The organism is Enterobacter cloacae complex sp. P16RS2, from assembly GCF_014982155.1.
In the GTDB taxonomy this organism is placed as follows: Bacteria; Pseudomonadota; Gammaproteobacteria; order Enterobacterales; family Enterobacteriaceae; genus Enterobacter; species Enterobacter cloacae_M.
This window is the reverse complement of the sequence record NZ_JADCKW010000014.1, coordinates 201,344-217,235: the sequence shown is the minus strand read 5'-3', so window position 1 is coordinate 217,235 and position 15,892 is coordinate 201,344. Positions and strand designations below refer to the sequence as shown.

Genomic DNA, 15,892 nt, shown 5'->3' with positions numbered 1-15,892 from the left:
TAATATTGAACCGACAAATACGGATGACTTGAGGTCTGCATGAACGTTAATGCGAAACCACTTTCTGAATTACGCCGGCTCGAACAGCATTTAACAGCGGCCAGTACCCCTTTTACATGTGCGCCCCAGCAATTAATTACGTCAGACGAATGGAATGAGCCTTGTACGATCGTATTACAAACCGGCGTTATTGAGGTTTATCGAACTTCTGATGAACTGCTGGTGGGGATTGCGACTGCCCCTTTTATATTCGGGCTGTCTACGGTGGTGATTAATCACTCTCACGAATACAGGGTGATTGCTAAAACAGCCTGTACCGGTTTTTATCTGCCCACGGAAACCACCCGTCAACTTATCCAGCAGTATTCACTCTGGAAAGAGGCCTTCTGCTGGTTATCCTGGATAACTTATATTCTCGAGAAACGCGATAAGCAGCTGGTGGGAAATAACTCCTATCACCAGATCCGCTCGATGCTGCTGAATATGGCGGAATGGGATGAAACGCTGCGTTCAAAAATCGGTGTGATGAATCATATTCAACAGAGCACACGAATTTCACGCTCCGTTGTTGCCGAGGTGCTTGCCGCCCTGAGGCAGGGAAACTATATCAACATGAGCCGGGGCAAGCTGGTCAGCATCAACCGCTTGCCCACGGAATATTAAAATTAGTTAGACGCGGTGAGAACCTGGGCTTTATTGGCGCTCAGTTCAGCCACTAAGTTATTAATCCCGTCACTCATATTGACGAAACGCGTATGCGGGGAGCGGGTGACCACCACAAATGCGCCCACGTTTGACTGCGGGATCATGGCCATATAGGTGATGAATCCGCCGCCGCCGCCGGTTTTCTGAATAATACCCGGACGGCCATTTTTCGGTGCCATATAGACCCAGCCCATACCGAGCGCGTCGGCTTTACCCGGCACGTCCATCCCGATGACGCGTTGCAGTTGAGTGCGCTGATAAATCAGGGTCTGCATGCGATCGGCCTGGCTGCTGCGAGCGTAGAAATCTGAGGAAAGGAACTGCTGCATCCAGCGCATCATGTCGCCAGGCGTGGAATAGACCCCGCCGCTGCCCACGGCTGCGAGCGTGTTATTACAGGGGCTAGCGCCTTTCTCCGCCACCATCAGGCGACGGCACTGATCCGGGGACGGGGTAAAGGTGGTGTCTTTCATACCCAGCGGACGGGTTATCTGCTCTTCAAACAGCTGCGTGTAGGGTTTGCCAGCCGCCGTTGAAAGGGCGTCCGCCAGCAGGTCAAAGGCCAGGTTTGAATAAGAGGCCTGCGAACCCGGCGCCGCCTTCAGCGTGGCGGTACTCAGATAGCTCCAGCGCTGGTCGCGCGTTGGCCAGACAAATACGTCACGGTGTGCCGCCCCGCCTGGCTGCTCACGCGGCAGCGCGCTGGTGTGGGTGGCAAGGTTCACAAGCCGAATCGGCGTACCCTGATAGGTTGGAACCCGGGCGCCTGGAGGCGCGTATTTGCTGAGCGGGTCGTCGAGTTTCACCACACCCTGGTCGAGCAGCTTAACCAGCATTTCGCTGGTCATCAGCTTGGTTAAGGACGCGATGCGGATAACGGAATCCAGCTGCGGGTGAACGTTATTTCCTGGGCGCGTCTCGCCAAAGCTGCGGAACACACGCTGGTTGCCGTCGATGACGACCATCGCCATCCCGGTCGCGCCGCTGCCGTAATAGATAAGGTTCGCGTAGCGATCGGCAATATCTGAAGCTAAAACGGGCGCCGTCAGCGGTTGGGCTGCCTGGGCGGTAGAAAAGCTCACCGCACACAGCGCGGCAAAAGAGAGCAGACAACGTTTCAACGAAAAGCATCCATGAAGTGAATGAGGAAAGTAATGGGTATTTATACTACTAAACGGTACCGCGCAATGCCCCGAATTGCATAACGATAGCGAGAAAAACGTAACCATGGGTAAATATGAACAATTTACTGACGAGCCATCTCCCATTTTGTGACATCGGGCTTATGATAGGCACCAGTGTCACTCAATCTTACGGAGAACGGTATGTCTGAGAAGCGTGTGGTTATGGTTGTCGATATGCAGAACGGGGTATTTGAAACCCCTCGTCATCAGCGCGAAAAATGTGTCTCTCTGATCAACCAGCTTACGCAGGCAGCCGACAAGGTGATTTTTATTCAGCATGCCGAGGCCGGGGGCCTGGAAGAGGGAAGCGAAGGGTTTGCGCTACTGCCTGAACTCCATCAGCCTGCTGACGCGCTTTACGTCACTAAAACCGCCTGTGATGCCTTCTATAACACCGCGCTAGAGGCGCTGCTGCGTGAGCAGGGCATTCGCGAGTTTGTCATCTGCGGCTGCGCCACCGACTACTGCGTCGATGCGACGATTAAGAACGGCGTCAGCCGGGGTTATCACATTATCGTGGCGGAAGATGCCCACACTACCGCCAATCGCCCGGCGGCAGATGCGCAGATCCTGATTAACCACCACAACGACGTCTGGCGTAACTTCATCGCGCCGGCGAATCCTCTCGCGGTGAAACGCACCGAAACAATTCTTGAAAACTGGAAAGCGAACTAATAATTAACGCTCGGGTCTGACCTTTTTGCCGGAGCCGGGAGGCTGGCTCGGGCAGGTTTTTCGTGTGGTAACGTGTTGTGCACAGCAACAGCCATAACAACAAGAAGGAAGCATTATGTTTAAGTCTTTTTTCCCAAAGCCGGGGCCTTTTTTCCTGTCGGCATTTATTTGGGCACTCATCGCTGTCATTTTCTGGCAGGCGGGCGGCGGCGCATGGCTGACGCGTATCACGGGAGCAACGGGCGAGGTGCCGATTAGCGCGGCGCGCTTCTGGTCGCTGAGCTATCTGCTGTTTTACGCCTACTATATGGTGTGCGTAGGGCTGTTTGCGCTGTTCTGGTTTATGTATTCTCCGCACCGCTGGCAGTACTGGTCGATCCTCGGCACATCGCTAATTATCTTTGTCACCTGGTTCCTCGTGGAGGTGGGCGTGGCGGTGAACGCCTGGTATGCGCCGTTCTACGATCTGATCCAGACCGCGCTGAGCTCGCCGCACAAGGTGACCATCAACCAGTTCTACCATGAAGTCGGGATCTTCCTCGGTATCGCCCTGATTGCGGTTATCATCGGCGTGATGAACAACTTCTTCGTCAGCCACTACGTTTTCCGCTGGCGTACCGCGATGAATGAACATTACATGGCGCACTGGCAGCACCTGCGCCATATCGAAGGCGCCGCGCAGCGCGTGCAGGAAGACACCATGCGTTTTGCCTCCACCCTTGAAGATATGGGCGTCAGCTTTATCAACGCCATCATGACGCTAATCGCCTTCCTGCCCGTGCTGGTAACGCTCTCTGCGCACGTGCCGGATCTGCCTATTGTCGGTCATATTCCTTATGGTCTGGTGATTGCCGCGATCGTCTGGTCGCTGATGGGCACGGGCCTGCTGGCGGTAGTGGGGATCAAGCTGCCGGGTCTGGAGTTTAAAAATCAACGCGTGGAAGCCGCTTACCGTAAAGAGCTGGTTTACGGCGAAGATGATGCCAACCGCGCCTCGCCGCCGACCGTCCGCGAGCTGTTTGGCGCCGTGCGTCGTAACTACTTCCGACTCTACTTCCACTATATGTATTTCAACATCGCGCGTATTTTGTATCTGCAGGTGGATAACGTTTTCGGTTTGTTCCTGCTGTTCCCGTCGATTGTTGCGGGTACGATTACGCTCGGTCTGATGACGCAGATTACCAACGTTTTCGGTCAGGTTCGAGGCTCGTTCCAGTACCTGATCAGCTCCTGGACCACCCTGGTAGAACTGATGTCCATCTACAAACGTCTGCGCAGTTTTGAACGTGAGCTGGACGATCGTGACCTGCAGGAAGTCACCAACACATTTAGCTAATACAGGAAGTTGCTATGTCTTTTGCCGTACCGCGCGCGTTACCGTTGTCCTTGCTGGCCGCTCTTGTGCTGGCAGGCTGTGCCGAAAAAGGGGCTGCTCCGCTCAAAAAGGGGGAGAAGCCCGTCGATGTGGCGAGCGTTGTGAGGCAGAAAATGCCCGCCAGCGTGAAGGATCGCAATGCGTGGGCAGACGCGCTGGCAAAAACCTTTGAGAGCCAAAAGATTGCGCCGACCGAGGAGAATATCTGCTCGGTGCTGGCGGTGGCGCAGCAGGAGTCAATGTACCAGTCAGACCCGGTGGTGCCGGGTCTGAACAAAATTGCCTGGAAAGAGATCGACCGCCGCGCGGAGTCCATGCATATCCCGGTGTTCCTCGTGCACACCGCGCTTAAAATCACCTCGCCGAACGGTAAAAGCTACAGCGAAAGGCTGGATACGGTGAAAACCGAAAAACAGCTTAGCGCCATCTTTGATGATTTCATCAGCATGGTCCCAATGGGGCAGAAGCTGTTTGGCTCACTGAACCCGGTCCACACCGGCGGTCCGATGCAGGTAAGCATCGCGTTCGCGGAGAAGCATACCGACGGCTACCCGTGGAAAATCGACGGTACGGTGCGTCAGGAGGTCTTCTCCCTGCGCGGTGGGCTGTGGTTCGGCACGTATCACCTGCTGAACTATCCGGCGAACTACGATGAGCCGCTGTACCGCTTTGCCGACTTTAACGCGGGCTGGTATGCCAGCCGTAATGCGGCATTCCAGAGTGCGGTCAGCCGCGCAAGTGGCGTCAAGCTCGCGCTGGACGGCGATCTCATCGCTTACGGCAGCAGCGAAGCAGGGAGCACCGAGCTGGCCGTACGGAAACTTTCGACAACGCTGGGTCTGAGCAACAACGACATTCGCCGTCAGCTTGAGAAAGGCGATAGTCTGGCCTTTGAGAAAACGGATCTGTACAAGAAGGTGTTTGCGCTTGCGGAGCAGAAAAGTGGGAAAACGTTACCGAGGGCGATCCTGCCGGGGATCCAGCTGGAAAGCCCGAAGATCACGCGTAACCTGACAACCGCATGGTTCGCAAAACGCGTGGACGATCGCCGGGCGCGCTGTATGGGGCTTTAACGGCGGCGGCGAAAGCGCAACACTAACGCCACAACGCCCAGAATCATACATCCCGCGAGGAAGGGGATCAGGCCGAACAGGGTGCTGACGCCAAACCCAATCTCAACTCGCGGGCGTCCGTTATCCTGCACCTGCATCAGGTGTTCATAAACGCCAGGCGCATGGACCAGCATATTGAGCAGTTGGGAACCGGCCCAGAAGCAGAACAGGACAAACAGGGCATAAGCAATATTACCCGCCGTGGAGGTTTTTGGTTTGCCGCCAAAAATCGGTTTCGACAATGTAAAGTCAGCCATGTTGACCTCCCGTGGTATCACTCTGTTTTAATACGCGTCTTACGGGGTGAGTTTGACAGGTCATCGCATTTGTCAATATCAGAATCGTGGTAATTTGCGCTCAGGAATTCTCCTGGATTGTCGATTTCTGCAGCACATCACAATTTCATCACTTAAGTGAAATTGCGTCGCGTTTCAGAATTTCCGTATATGCCACAGACCTGGCCGAAAAACTGTGAGAGGATGTCTTTTTTTCCTGCCGGAGTTGTTATGAAGCTCACGTCCAAACTACGCCGTGACTGGCACTACTACGCCTTTGCCATCGGGCTGATCTTTATTCTTAACGGTGTCGTGGGCCTGTTGGGGTTTGAAGCAAAAGGGTGGCAAACCTATGCCGTCGGGCTGGTGACCTGGGTGATAAGTTTCTGGCTGGCGGGGCTGATTATCCGCCGTCGTCCTGAAGAGACGACAGCGGATGAGGCGAAGAGCGCCGATTAACCGTTTACGGAACTTTTAAGCGCGCTGTCGGCGGCGTGACGCTCCAGCGCCAGTTCGATCAGGCGGGTGATCAGTTCCGGGTAGCTCAGGCCGCTGGCCTGCCACAGTTTTGGATACATGCTGATGTTAGTGAACCCCGGCAGCGTGTTGATTTCATTGATCACCACCTCGTTTTCCGCCGTCAGGAACACATCCACGCGCGCCATGCCGCAGCAGCCGAGCGTCTGATAAGCGCGAATGGCGATCGCCCGGATCTTATCGTTAATCGCCGGATCGATATCCGCAGGAACGACAACCTGCGCGCCTTTGTCATCAATGTATTTGGTGTCGTACGAGTAGAAGTCGCTGTTTAACACCACTTCGCCGCAGGTGCTCGCCTGTGGAAAATCGTTGCCCAGCACGGCGCACTCAATTTCACGGCCTTTGATGCCCTGCTCAACCACCACTTTATGGTCGAACTCAAACGCCAGACGGACAGCCTGCGTGAACTCTGCTTCGCTGGTGACTTTGCTGACGCCCACGGAGGAGCCCTGGTTTGCAGGCTTCACAAACAGCGGCAGACCCAGCTCTCCGCTGATTTGCGCGAAGCTGTGTTTGTCGCGGTTGGCGCGGGTGAGGGTCACGAATGGCGCAATATTCAGCCCGGCATCGCGCAGCAGGCGTTTGGTGACGTCTTTGTCCATGCACGCTGCAGAGCCGAGGACGTCCGAGCCGACGAACGGCAGGTTGGCCATGCGCAGCATCCCCTGCAGGGAACCATCTTCGCCCAGGGTGCCGTGAACAATAGGGAAGACAACGTCGATCTGGGCGAGAGCCTGAGCGTTGCCGGCGTCGATGAGCTGCCCCTTCACGACGCCGGGTACGGTGGCGACGCTCACTTCCGAAGGATTAAGGGCGATATGCGCCGGATCGTGAGCGTTCAGCAAATACTGGCTGGCATCGTTAACGTGCCACTGACCCTGTTTATCAATGCCCAGCAGCACCACGTCGAAACGGCTTTTATCGATCGCATCAACGATATTTTTGGCCGATTGCAATGACACTTCGTGCTCCGCTGATTTTCCCCCAAAGACAATACCTACGCGCTGCTTAGCCATCTCACTCTCTTCCAGTCTGACGAAAAGCCAATAACATACCACGATGCCCGGCGGGTTTCGCGGCCTTCTGCCATAATGTTTTGGGGAATGTTGAGGGGGGAGAGTGAAAGGAAAAACGCTGCTGACCGTATTCATCATTGTGGCCGTTGCAACGGTGGGTTACCGCTGGTTGCCGCCTTACTACAACCCTTTCATACCGCTGACGCTGGACGACCCGCCGGGCCGAATCGCCCAGTATAAGCTTCGGCGCCTAACCCCCGAGGCGTGCGCGAGCCTGCTCGCGCAGGCTAACCAAAGAGATCTCATCCGCACCCAGCCGGTGGCCGACAGCGGTGGCGCGTGTCCGCTCAACAACGTCGTGCGCGTGCGTGATTTCGGCCCGGTCGGCCTGAACAGCAGCTTTCTTGCCAGCTGTCCGCTGGCGCTCAGCTCTGCGCTGTTTATCAGCCAGCAGGCCCGGCCGTTAACAAAACGCTATACGGGCAGCGACCTGGCGCGTATCGACCACCTCGGCAGCTTTGCCTGCCGCAATATTTACCATCGCCCTGACGCGCGACGCAGTGAGCATGCCACGGCGGAGGCGCTGGATATCGCCGCCTTTCGGCTGGCGAACGGGGAACGCGTCACGGTGCTGAACGGCTGGAAGGCGGCAGCAACGCAGCCATGGCTTAAGGCCATGCTGTCGGCAAGCTGCGGCTACTACGGAAACGGCCTCGGGCCGGAGTATAACGCGGCGCATGCCAACCATTTTCATCTGGGAATGCGCGGTTTCGGAGTCTGTCGGTGAAGCATAATATTCCGCCAGAAAATGGATGAATTGTGACTTATTTCACAAATATGATGACTGGGAAGATAAAACACCAAAGTCAGTCAGGCCGCATCTCTGGTGCGACGTCAAAACGCGTAACTTGCTAATCTGTAGGCGAATTCGCCTAAAAATGAAGACTATTTCTTTATGGAATCCTGGAAAGTTAATCTCATCTCGGTCTGGTTCGGCTGCTTCTTTACCGGGCTGGCCATCAGCCAGATCCTGCCGTTCTTGCCGCTGTACGTCTCGCAGCTGGGGGTGACCTCGCATGAAGCGCTCTCCATGTGGTCCGGCCTGACGTTCAGCGTCACGTTTCTGGTCTCCGCCATTGTGTCACCGATGTGGGGCAGCCTGGCGGATCGGAAAGGCCGAAAACTGATGCTGCTGCGCGCCTCGCTCGGGATGGCGATTGCCATTCTGCTGCAGGCCTTCGCCACCAACGTCTGGCAGCTGTTTTTCCTGCGCGCGGTGATGGGGCTGACGTCCGGGTACATTCCGAATGCCATGGCGCTGGTCGCCTCTCAGGTGCCGCGCGAGCGTAGCGGCTGGGCGCTGAGTACGCTCTCCACGGCACAGATCAGCGGCGTCATCGGCGGTCCGCTGCTGGGCGGCTTTCTGGCGGACCACGTCGGGCTGCGCGCGGTATTTATCATCACCGCGATCCTGCTGGTGGTCAGTTTTCTGGTCACGCTCTTTCTGATTAAAGAAGGGGGCCGCCCGGTGATCAGTAAATCTGAACGCCTGAGCGGCAAGGCCGTCTTCGCCTCGCTGCCCTATCCGGGACTGATGATCAGCCTGTTTGTGACCACTATGGTTATCCAGCTTTGTAACGGTTCGGTCGGTCCGATTCTGGCGCTGTTTATCAAGTCGATGGAGCCGGAAAGTACAAATATCGCTTTTCTGAGCGGCATGATTGCCGCCGTGCCGGGCGTATCCGCCCTGATTTCCGCACCGCGTCTGGGGAAACTGGGTGACAGGATCGGCACGGCGCGCATCCTGATGGCGACGCTGATTTTTGCGGTCGTGCTCTTCTTCGCGATGTCGTTTGTCACCTCTCCGCTTCAGCTTGGGGTACTGCGATTTCTGCTCGGGTTTGCCGATGGCGCCATGTTGCCTGCGGTACAGACCCTGCTGGTTAAATATTCCAGCGACCAGGTGACGGGGCGTATTTTTGGATATAACCAGTCATTTATGTATCTGGGGAATGTTGCCGGTCCACTTATTGGCGCATCCGTTTCCGCGATGGCCGGTTTTCGTTGGGTATTTGCGGCTACGGCGATTGTCGTTTTAATCAATATTATCCAGCTGGCTATTGCGCTGCGTCGTCGCAGACAAATTGCGGATGCGAAATCGTCGAGATAATCGTTTCGTTGATGTATTATATATTCTTATGGTAGCCGCATTTTTATATAACAAAATGCGGCTACTTTTTATAGAAAAACGTTTCGCTCATGGCGCTGACTCTTTATTTCCGTTCCTGTGTCACTTTTGCATACCATAATTAATTTCTTCTCTTTGCAATAGGGATTCAGAGTGATAACTTCAGACAAAACTGAAAAAGGAATTGGCACGATGAAAAATCTCATTGCTGAATTGCTGGTCAAGCTGGCACAAAAGGAAGAGGAGTCAAAAGAGCTGGTAGCCCAGGTCGAAGCGCTGGAAATTGTAGTCACCGCGCTGCTGCGACAAATGGCGAAAACCGATCAACAGGCTTTGATTGAGAGCGTGGAAGGCGCGCTGGACAGCGTCAGGCCTGAATCGCAGGTTCCGGTTGAGGATGCCGAGATGCTCCACCAGTACGTAAAGAAGCTGTTAAGGCATCCGCGCACCTAAACCGTCACAGGACGTAACGACGTGTCATAGAATTGTCATGCAGGATGCCTATAGTCGCTCTGTTTTTATTTTTATGTATTTGTACATGGAGAAAATAAATTGAAACAGAGCGCACTTTTCATCGCATTACTTCCCCTGTTAATTACCCCTGCCATTTATGCCGATACTGCCCAAACCAGCGTGCTGGATAATCGCGCGGCAAAAGGGGATATCACCCAGCCTGGCGGCGCACGCCGTTTATCAGAAGATCAAACTGCCGCTATTCGCGCTTCGCTGAATGATAAGCCGGCGAAAAATATTATTCTGCTTATTGGCGATGGAATGGGGGATTCCGAAATCACGGCGGCGCGAAATTATGCCGAGGGTGCGGGCGGCTTTTTTAAAGGTATCGACGCATTACCGCTGACCGGACAATATACCCATTACGCGCTGGATAAAAAAACCGGTAAACCGGATTACGTCACGGACTCCGCGGCCTCTGCTACGGCGTGGTCCACCGGCGTGAAAACCTATAATGGCGCGCTGGGTGTGGATATTCACGAAAAAGATCACCAAACTCTTCTGGAGATGGCAAAAGCGGCGGGCCTTGCGACCGGCAACGTCTCCACCGCTGAACTTCAGGATGCAACGCCCGCGGCGCTGGTGGCGCATATAACCTCGCGTAAATGCTACGGTCCGTCAGTGACCAGCGAAAAATGTCCGACGAACGCGCTGGAAAAAGGCGGCAAAGGCTCGATTACGGAACAGCTGCTGAACGCGCGTCCTGACGTGACCCTCGGGGGCGGCGCGAAAACCTTCGCAGAAACCGCGACGGCGGGCGAGTGGCAGGGCAAAACGCTGCGCGAGCAGGCGCAGGCCCGCGGCTATCAGCTGGTGAGTGACGCAAATTCTCTGGCAGCCATCACCGAGGCGAACCAGGACAAGCCGCTGCTGGGGCTATTCTCTGACGGCAACATGCCCGTGCGCTGGGAAGGACCAAAAGCCTCTTATCACGGCAATATCGATAAACCTGCCGTAACCTGTACGCCTAACCCGAAACGCACGGACAGCGTACCGACGCTGGCGGCGATGACTGATAAAGCCATCTCTCTGCTGAGCAAGAGCGAAAAAGGGTTCTTCCTGCAGGTGGAAGGCGCGTCGATTGATAAGCAGGATCATGCAGCGAATCCGTGCGGCCAGATTGGCGAAACCGTCGATCTGGACGAAGCGGTACAGAAGGCGCTTGAGTTTGCGAAAAAAGACGGCAACACCCTGGTGATCGTCACCGCGGACCATGCCCACGCCAGCCAGATCATCCCGGCAGATACCAAAGCCCCTGGTCTGACGCAGGCCCTGAATACCAAAGATGGCGCCGTTATGGTGTTGAGCTACGGCAACTCTGAGGAAGAGTCCATGGAGCACACGGGCACCCAGCTGCGCATTGCAGCCTATGGGCCGCACGCGGCAAACGTGGTAGGCCTGACCGATCAAACGGATCTGTTCTACACCATGAAGGCGGCGCTGGGTCTTAAATGATAAAATCCCGGCGGAAATCACATCTGCCGGGTGGTTTTTTTCCTGTCACGAACCAGACTTACAGGGAATGTTCACAAAAGGATGGTGCAATGAAAACAACATTACTGGTTACTCTGCTCTCTGGCCTGTTCCTGATCGCATCGGCGAACGCGGAAGAGAAGACGCTAACGCCGCAACAACAGCGTATGACCACCTGTAATCAACAGGCGACGTCTCAGAGTCTGAAGGGAGATGCCCGCAAGACATACATGAGCGACTGCCTTAAAAACGGCGCCGCGAAGCCGGCTGAAAAAAGCCTGACGCCGCAGCAGCAAAAAATGCGCGAGTGTAATGCGAAAGCAACCGAACAGTCCCTTAAAGGGGACGACCGCAGCAAGTTCATGAGCGCGTGCCTGAAGAAAAAAGTGTAGTTCAAACGGGTGAGCGGCTCCGGCGGCTCACCCGAAATTTCATACTTTCCCCGCAGACCCCCTCTCTATAATTTGGGAAAATGTTTCAGAATATTCCCAAAAATGATGAATGATGAAACGTATTACAACAAAAAGCGCATTCGGGAAGAGTGGAGTTTAACCCTTTCTCAGGATGACCCTCACCGCGCCGGCATTCAGTTTGCCCGGCGAGTCAGGCTGGCGCGCGCCGTCGGGCTGGCGGCAATGTTTTTCCCCGTTGCTGGGATGCTGGTCACCCATTTTTTACCCGGCGGCTGGTGGCTTTTACTGGTGGGGTGGTCGTTCGTCTGGCCCCATTTTGCCTGGCAGTTGTCCTGCCGCGCCGCTTCACCCCATCAGCAGGAAATTTTTAATCTTAAAATCGATGCCATTATTGCCGGGCTCTGGATCGGCGTGATGGGGATGAATGCGTTACCCACGGCAGCGCTGGTGATGATGGTGGGGATGAATATGATGGGTTCCGGGGGCTGTCGTCTGTTTCTCCCGGGGATCGCGTTGACCCTGCTCTCCGCGCTGGTGACGCTGCCACTCGTCGGGAAGGTGGCCGTCTTCAACCCCGACCTTGTGGAGTGGGGCTTAACGTTACCCGTGCTCGTGCTGTATCCCATGCTGTTTGCCTGGCTTAGCCACCGAACCGCCGTCAGGCTTGCGGAACATAAGCAGCGGCTGGAAATGATGAGCACACGAGACGGGATGACCGGGGTCTTCAACCGCCGACACTGGGAAATGCTGCTGCGAAATGAATTTGAGCATTGTCGGCGCGACCACAGCACCGCCACGATATTGCTGATTGATATCGACCACTTTAAAAACATCAACGACACCTGGGGGCACGACGTGGGCGACGAGGCGATCGTTGCTATTACGCGTCAGCTCCAGCGGTCGGTACGGTCAGGCGATGCGATCGGCCGGTTTGGCGGGGATGAGTTTGCAGTGATCATGTCGCAGACCGCGGCGGAGAGCGCCATCGCCGTGATGTCGCGACTGCATGAGCGTCTGGAAAAACTGACGTTACCGTGCGCGCCAAAAGAAGCGCTGCGCATCAGCGTCGGCGTTGCCCCCTGGGGACCGCAGTTTGGACACTATCGGGAATGGCTAAAGGCGGCTGACGTGGCGCTGTATAAGGCGAAAAATGCCGGGCGCGGCCGCACCGAAGTGGCCGCCTGACGCCCGGTCAGAAATCAGGATTTACTCAGCTTCTCTGATTTTTCCATGCATTTTGCCATCGCTTCAATGACGGCCGAGCGGAACCCGCGCTCTTCCAGCACCCGCACCGCTTCGATGGTGGTACCGCCAGGAGAGCAGACCATATCTTTCAGTTCACCCGGATGTTTGCCGGTTTCCAGCACCATTTTGGCGGAGCCCATGACGGCCTGTGCGGCGAACTTATACGCCTGCGCGCGCGGCATTCCGCCAAGCACGGCGGCGTCGGCCATCGCTTCTAAAAACATGAACACATAGGCAGGGGCTGAGCCACTCACGCCAACCACCGGATGGATCATCGATTCGGCAATCACTTCTGCTTCACCGAAGCAGCGGAAAATATTCAGCACGTCGGCCACTTCTTCCGTGGTCACCAGCGCGTTAGGCGTGACGGAGGTCATGCCGGCATTGACCAGCGAGGGGGTATTGGGCATCGCGCGGACGATTTTACGATCGTGACCCAGCGCGCGCGCCAGCTGATCGAGCGTGACGCCCGCGGCAATCGACACGACCAGCGTCTCTTTATTCAGGCTGGAGGTGATATCGCTCAGCACTTTGATCATGATGTTCGGCTTGACGGCGCCAAAGACGATATCGGCGACCTGGGCGACTTCCTGCGCGCTTTCGGCGGCGTTGATCCCGTATTGATCGCGCAACGCGGCGACCTTATCCGGTGACGGGGTATAGACCCAAATCTGACCCGGCAGCACCTGTCCGCTGGCGATCAGACCGCCCAGGATGGCTTTGCCCATGTTACCGCAGCCGATAAACCCGATTTTCTTGTCCATCACGATTCTCCGTCATTATGCGTTGTTTTCTCTGATTGATAGCTTAACAACGAAATGCAGGCGACAATAGTCGACAGAGTCATTATGGGGAGACAATATGGCAATTTGGGTTGATGCGGACGCGTGTCCGAATGTGATTAAAGAGATTTTGTTTCGCGCCGCCGAGCGCGTTCAGATGCCGCTGACGCTGGTGGCGAACCAGAATATTCGCGTACCGCCTTCGCGGTTTATCCGCTCTTTGCGCGTGCCGGCCGGGTTCGACGTGGCGGATAACGAAATTGTTCGCCTGTGCAGCGCGGAGGATCTGGTGATCACGGCAGATATTCCGCTGGCTGCCGAAGTGCTGGAGAAAGGGGCGGCGGCGCTCAATCCGCGCGGGGAGCGTTACTCGCCTTCGACCATTCGGGAAAAGCTCACCATGCGCGATTTTATGGATACGATGCGGGCCAGCGGCGTGCAGACCGGTGGACCGGACAGCCTGTCCCAGCGCGACCGTCAGCAGTTCGCTGCCGAGCTGGATAAATGGCTGCTGGAAGTGAAGCGCCGCACAGCGTAATGATAATTATTGTCAATTTGTGGTACAGTGTGACCTCCACAGGGTTGTCATCCCGTACCGCTTTGCAGTAAAGTAATCGCAACATCTTCTGCAATTATTTCTTTACACTCTTCAGCCATTCGGCATCAAGGGGAACACCTGGCATGACCCAACCCATCTTTTTAGTTGGCCCCCGCGGCTGTGGGAAAACCACCGTTGGCCTGGAGCTGGCACGCGTGTGTCATCGCCAGTTTGTTGATACCGACCACTGGCTGCAAACCGAGGCCGGAAAAACCATCGCTGAGATCGTTGAGCAAGAGGGATGGGAGAGCTTTCGCGCGCGCGAAACGGCCGCGCTGAAAGCGGTCACCACCCCGTCTGCCGTGATCGCGACCGGCGGCGGCATCGTTCTGGCGGAGTGCAATCGTCACTTTATGCGCGAAAAGGGGATTGTGATTTATCTCAGCGCGCCGGTGTCGGCTCTGGTAGGGCGGCTGGAAGCCTTTCCGGAAGAGGGGCAACGCCCCGCGCTGACCTCCAGGCCGCTCAGCGAAGAGGTGAGCGAAGTGCTGGCCGAACGCGATGCGCTATACCGCGAAGCGGCTCACCACGTGGTGGATGCGTCAGCCTCTCCCGAAGAGGTTGTGATTCAGATTATTACCGCCCTGCGTTTGGCTTGTGCCAGCTAACCGGCGTCTATACTTATAGCTCAGACATAAAAAAAGGATGAGCTATGCCAACCAGACCTCCCTATCCGCGTGAAGCGCGCGTTGTTACCGTTGAAAAAGGCCAGACGGGTCATACCGTGACCTGGTACCAACTGCGTGCCGATCACCCCAAGCCGGACTCGCTGATCAGTGAACACGAGACTGAACAGGAAGCGCTGGATGCGAAACGGCGCTATGAAGATCCCGACATAACCTGAATGTTTTCCTAAACGTTCCAGTATCGTGCCTGAATCACACTTTTTACTCATCGGGAAAGTTAAGCAGGAGTTAATATTTAGTTATTACAAGTAACTCCGGTATCGGCAGGCGATCTTTACATTTCGATGTCGTGATCGCCTGCTACGCTTGGTGCTGTTTTGTTGAAAAAATGAACTGTGCAGCGTAGTGAGCCTGTACCTGTGTGCACGATGTTGGAGTAATGGAAGGCGATCAAGATGAAGGCAACGTTGGCGATCCTCACCATTGGTGTGGTCCCTGTAAGCGAAGTGTTACCGCTCTTAACCGAGCATGTATCTGAACAACAGATAACGCATCTTAGCCTGCTGGGGAAGATGAGTCGGGAAGAGGTCATGGAAGACTACGCTGTCGAGGCGGGGGAGGATCCCCTGGCGACGTTATTAAGCGACGGTAAACTGGCGCACGTTTCGCGTCAGAAAATCGAGCGCTCGCTGCAGGGCGTGATAGAAGTGCTCGATAATCAAGGTTATGACGTTATTTTGCTGATGAGTACAGCGCCCATTAAGGGCCTCACGGCGCGTAATGCGATTTTGCTGGAGCCGATGCGGATCATTCCACCGCTGGTGGCCTCCATCGTGGATGGTCATCAGGTGGGGGTGATTGTGCCCATTGAGGAGCTCATGGATAACCAGGAGGCAAAGTGGCACGTGCTGGAAAAAGTGCCCTTGTATGCGCTGGCAAATCCGTTCTGGGACAGTGAGGCCAAGCTCATTGCTGCCGGGAAGGAGCTGCTTGAGAGAGGGGCAGATGTATTGATCCTGGACTGCCTCGGTTTCCATCAGCATCATCGTGATCTGCTGCAAAAAGCGCTGGATGTTCCCGTGCTGTTATCCAACGTTCTGATGGCTCGCCTGGCCTCGGAACTCCTCATGTAATGATTTTGCGTGACAGGTGATGAGCAAGGCCCCTATAGT

General features: G+C 55.6%; 19 protein-coding genes. 15 read left to right on the top strand and 4 right to left on the bottom strand.

Features of this window, described 5'->3' with window-relative positions; all coding sequences use genetic code 11:
- The first annotated feature begins 39 nt into the window (after nt 1–39).
- Nucleotides 40–663: a helix-turn-helix domain-containing protein gene (locus tag INF68_RS10845; RefSeq protein ID WP_054830101.1), complete on the top strand. Its 624-nt coding sequence runs from the start codon at nt 40–42 to the stop codon at nt 661–663.
- A 2-nt stretch (nt 664–665) separates the two neighbouring features.
- Here INF68_RS10845 and ampH read toward each other — a convergent pair whose 3' ends face one another.
- Nucleotides 666–1,826 carry a D-alanyl-D-alanine-carboxypeptidase/endopeptidase AmpH gene (gene ampH, locus INF68_RS10840; RefSeq protein WP_023310524.1) on the bottom strand — a complete coding sequence of 387 codons (1,161 nt, stop codon included), beginning with the start codon at nt 1,824–1,826 and terminating at the stop codon, nt 666–668.
- Nucleotides 1,827–2,030: 204 nt separating this feature from the next.
- On the opposite strand from ampH, the gene INF68_RS10835 reads away from it, so the two are divergent.
- The 3 genes from INF68_RS10835 (at nt 2,031) to INF68_RS10825 (ending at nt 5,012) form a co-directional block, all read left to right on the top strand.
- Complete coding sequence (locus INF68_RS10835; RefSeq protein ID WP_126786051.1) at nt 2,031–2,564, top strand: isochorismatase family protein; 534 nt, start codon at nt 2,031–2,033, stop codon at nt 2,562–2,564.
- Nucleotides 2,565–2,679: 115 nt separating this feature from the next.
- A complete protein-coding gene (gene sbmA, locus INF68_RS10830) occupies nt 2,680–3,900 on the top strand; it encodes a peptide antibiotic transporter SbmA (RefSeq protein ID WP_023310526.1) in 1,221 nt (406 codons plus the stop codon).
- A 14-nt stretch (nt 3,901–3,914) separates the two neighbouring features.
- A complete protein-coding gene (locus tag INF68_RS10825) occupies nt 3,915–5,012 on the top strand; it encodes a DUF1615 domain-containing protein (protein WP_126786050.1) in 1,098 nt (365 codons plus the stop codon).
- Here INF68_RS10825 and INF68_RS10820 read toward each other — a convergent pair.
- Complete coding sequence (locus tag INF68_RS10820; protein ID WP_008503287.1) at nt 5,009–5,308, bottom strand: DUF2755 family protein; 300 nt, start codon at nt 5,306–5,308, stop codon at nt 5,009–5,011. The two genes, INF68_RS10825 and INF68_RS10820, sit on opposite strands and share 4 nt — an antisense overlap.
- Nucleotides 5,309–5,557: 249 nt before the next feature.
- Here INF68_RS10820 and INF68_RS10815 point away from each other — a divergent pair, with 249 nt between their 5' ends.
- Complete coding sequence (locus INF68_RS10815; protein WP_023310528.1) at nt 5,558–5,785, top strand: DUF2754 domain-containing protein; 228 nt, start codon at nt 5,558–5,560, stop codon at nt 5,783–5,785.
- On the opposite strand, the gene ddlA is transcribed toward INF68_RS10815, so the two are convergent.
- Entirely contained in the window at nt 5,782–6,882 is a 1,101-nt protein-coding gene (ddlA, locus tag INF68_RS10810) for a D-alanine--D-alanine ligase (protein ID WP_045356387.1), read from the bottom strand. The two genes, INF68_RS10815 and ddlA, sit on opposite strands and share 4 nt — an antisense overlap.
- Nucleotides 6,883–6,985: 103 nt before the next feature.
- Between ddlA and INF68_RS10805 the strand changes: the two genes are divergently transcribed.
- The 6 genes from INF68_RS10805 (at nt 6,986) to adrA (ending at nt 12,654) form a co-directional block, all read left to right on the top strand.
- The gene (locus INF68_RS10805; RefSeq protein WP_126786049.1) at nt 6,986–7,669 is read left to right on the top strand and encodes an extensin family protein; all 684 of its coding nucleotides are present in this window, start codon (nt 6,986–6,988) and stop codon (nt 7,667–7,669) included.
- Between the two features lie 168 nt (nt 7,670–7,837).
- A complete protein-coding gene (locus INF68_RS10800; RefSeq protein ID WP_126786048.1) occupies nt 7,838–9,052 on the top strand; it encodes a multidrug efflux MFS transporter in 1,215 nt (404 codons plus the stop codon).
- A gap of 210 nt (nt 9,053–9,262) precedes the next feature.
- Entirely contained in the window at nt 9,263–9,523 is a 261-nt protein-coding gene (gene iraP / locus INF68_RS10795; protein WP_023310532.1) for an anti-adapter protein IraP, read from the top strand.
- 99 nt (nt 9,524–9,622) lie between these two features.
- On the top strand, nt 9,623–11,038 hold the full coding sequence (gene phoA / locus INF68_RS10790; protein ID WP_126786047.1) for an alkaline phosphatase: 1,416 nt from the start codon (nt 9,623–9,625) through the stop codon (nt 11,036–11,038).
- Nucleotides 11,039–11,127: 89 nt separating this feature from the next.
- On the top strand, nt 11,128–11,448 hold the full coding sequence (psiF, locus tag INF68_RS10785; RefSeq protein ID WP_023310534.1) for a phosphate starvation-inducible protein PsiF: 321 nt from the start codon (nt 11,128–11,130) through the stop codon (nt 11,446–11,448).
- 102 nt (nt 11,449–11,550) lie between these two features.
- The gene (adrA, locus tag INF68_RS10780) at nt 11,551–12,654 is read left to right on the top strand and encodes a diguanylate cyclase AdrA (protein ID WP_126786046.1); all 1,104 of its coding nucleotides are present in this window, start codon (nt 11,551–11,553) and stop codon (nt 12,652–12,654) included.
- Nucleotides 12,655–12,668: 14 nt separating this feature from the next.
- Here adrA and proC read toward each other — a convergent pair whose 3' ends face one another.
- Nucleotides 12,669–13,478, bottom strand: a complete 810-nt coding sequence (gene proC, locus INF68_RS10775) for a pyrroline-5-carboxylate reductase (protein WP_024906789.1) — start codon at nt 13,476–13,478, stop codon at nt 12,669–12,671.
- Nucleotides 13,479–13,575: 97 nt separating this feature from the next.
- Here proC and INF68_RS10770 point away from each other — a divergent pair, with 97 nt between their 5' ends.
- The 4 genes from INF68_RS10770 to INF68_RS10755 all read left to right on the top strand — a co-directional run bounded on the left by INF68_RS10770 (nt 13,576) and on the right by INF68_RS10755 (nt 15,853).
- The gene (locus INF68_RS10770) at nt 13,576–14,034 is read left to right on the top strand and encodes a YaiI/YqxD family protein (RefSeq protein WP_010428006.1); all 459 of its coding nucleotides are present in this window, start codon (nt 13,576–13,578) and stop codon (nt 14,032–14,034) included.
- Nucleotides 14,035–14,177: 143 nt separating this feature from the next.
- Nucleotides 14,178–14,702: a shikimate kinase AroL gene (aroL, locus tag INF68_RS10765; protein WP_023310537.1), complete on the top strand. Its 525-nt coding sequence runs from the start codon at nt 14,178–14,180 to the stop codon at nt 14,700–14,702.
- 44 nt (nt 14,703–14,746) lie between these two features.
- Nucleotides 14,747–14,938, top strand: a complete 192-nt coding sequence (yaiA, locus tag INF68_RS10760; protein WP_023310538.1) for a protein YaiA — start codon at nt 14,747–14,749, stop codon at nt 14,936–14,938.
- A gap of 237 nt (nt 14,939–15,175) precedes the next feature.
- Nucleotides 15,176–15,853, top strand: coding sequence for an AroM family protein (locus INF68_RS10755; protein WP_008503271.1), 678 nt, complete (start codon nt 15,176–15,178; stop codon nt 15,851–15,853).
- Nucleotides 15,854–15,892: the final 39 nt, after the last annotated feature.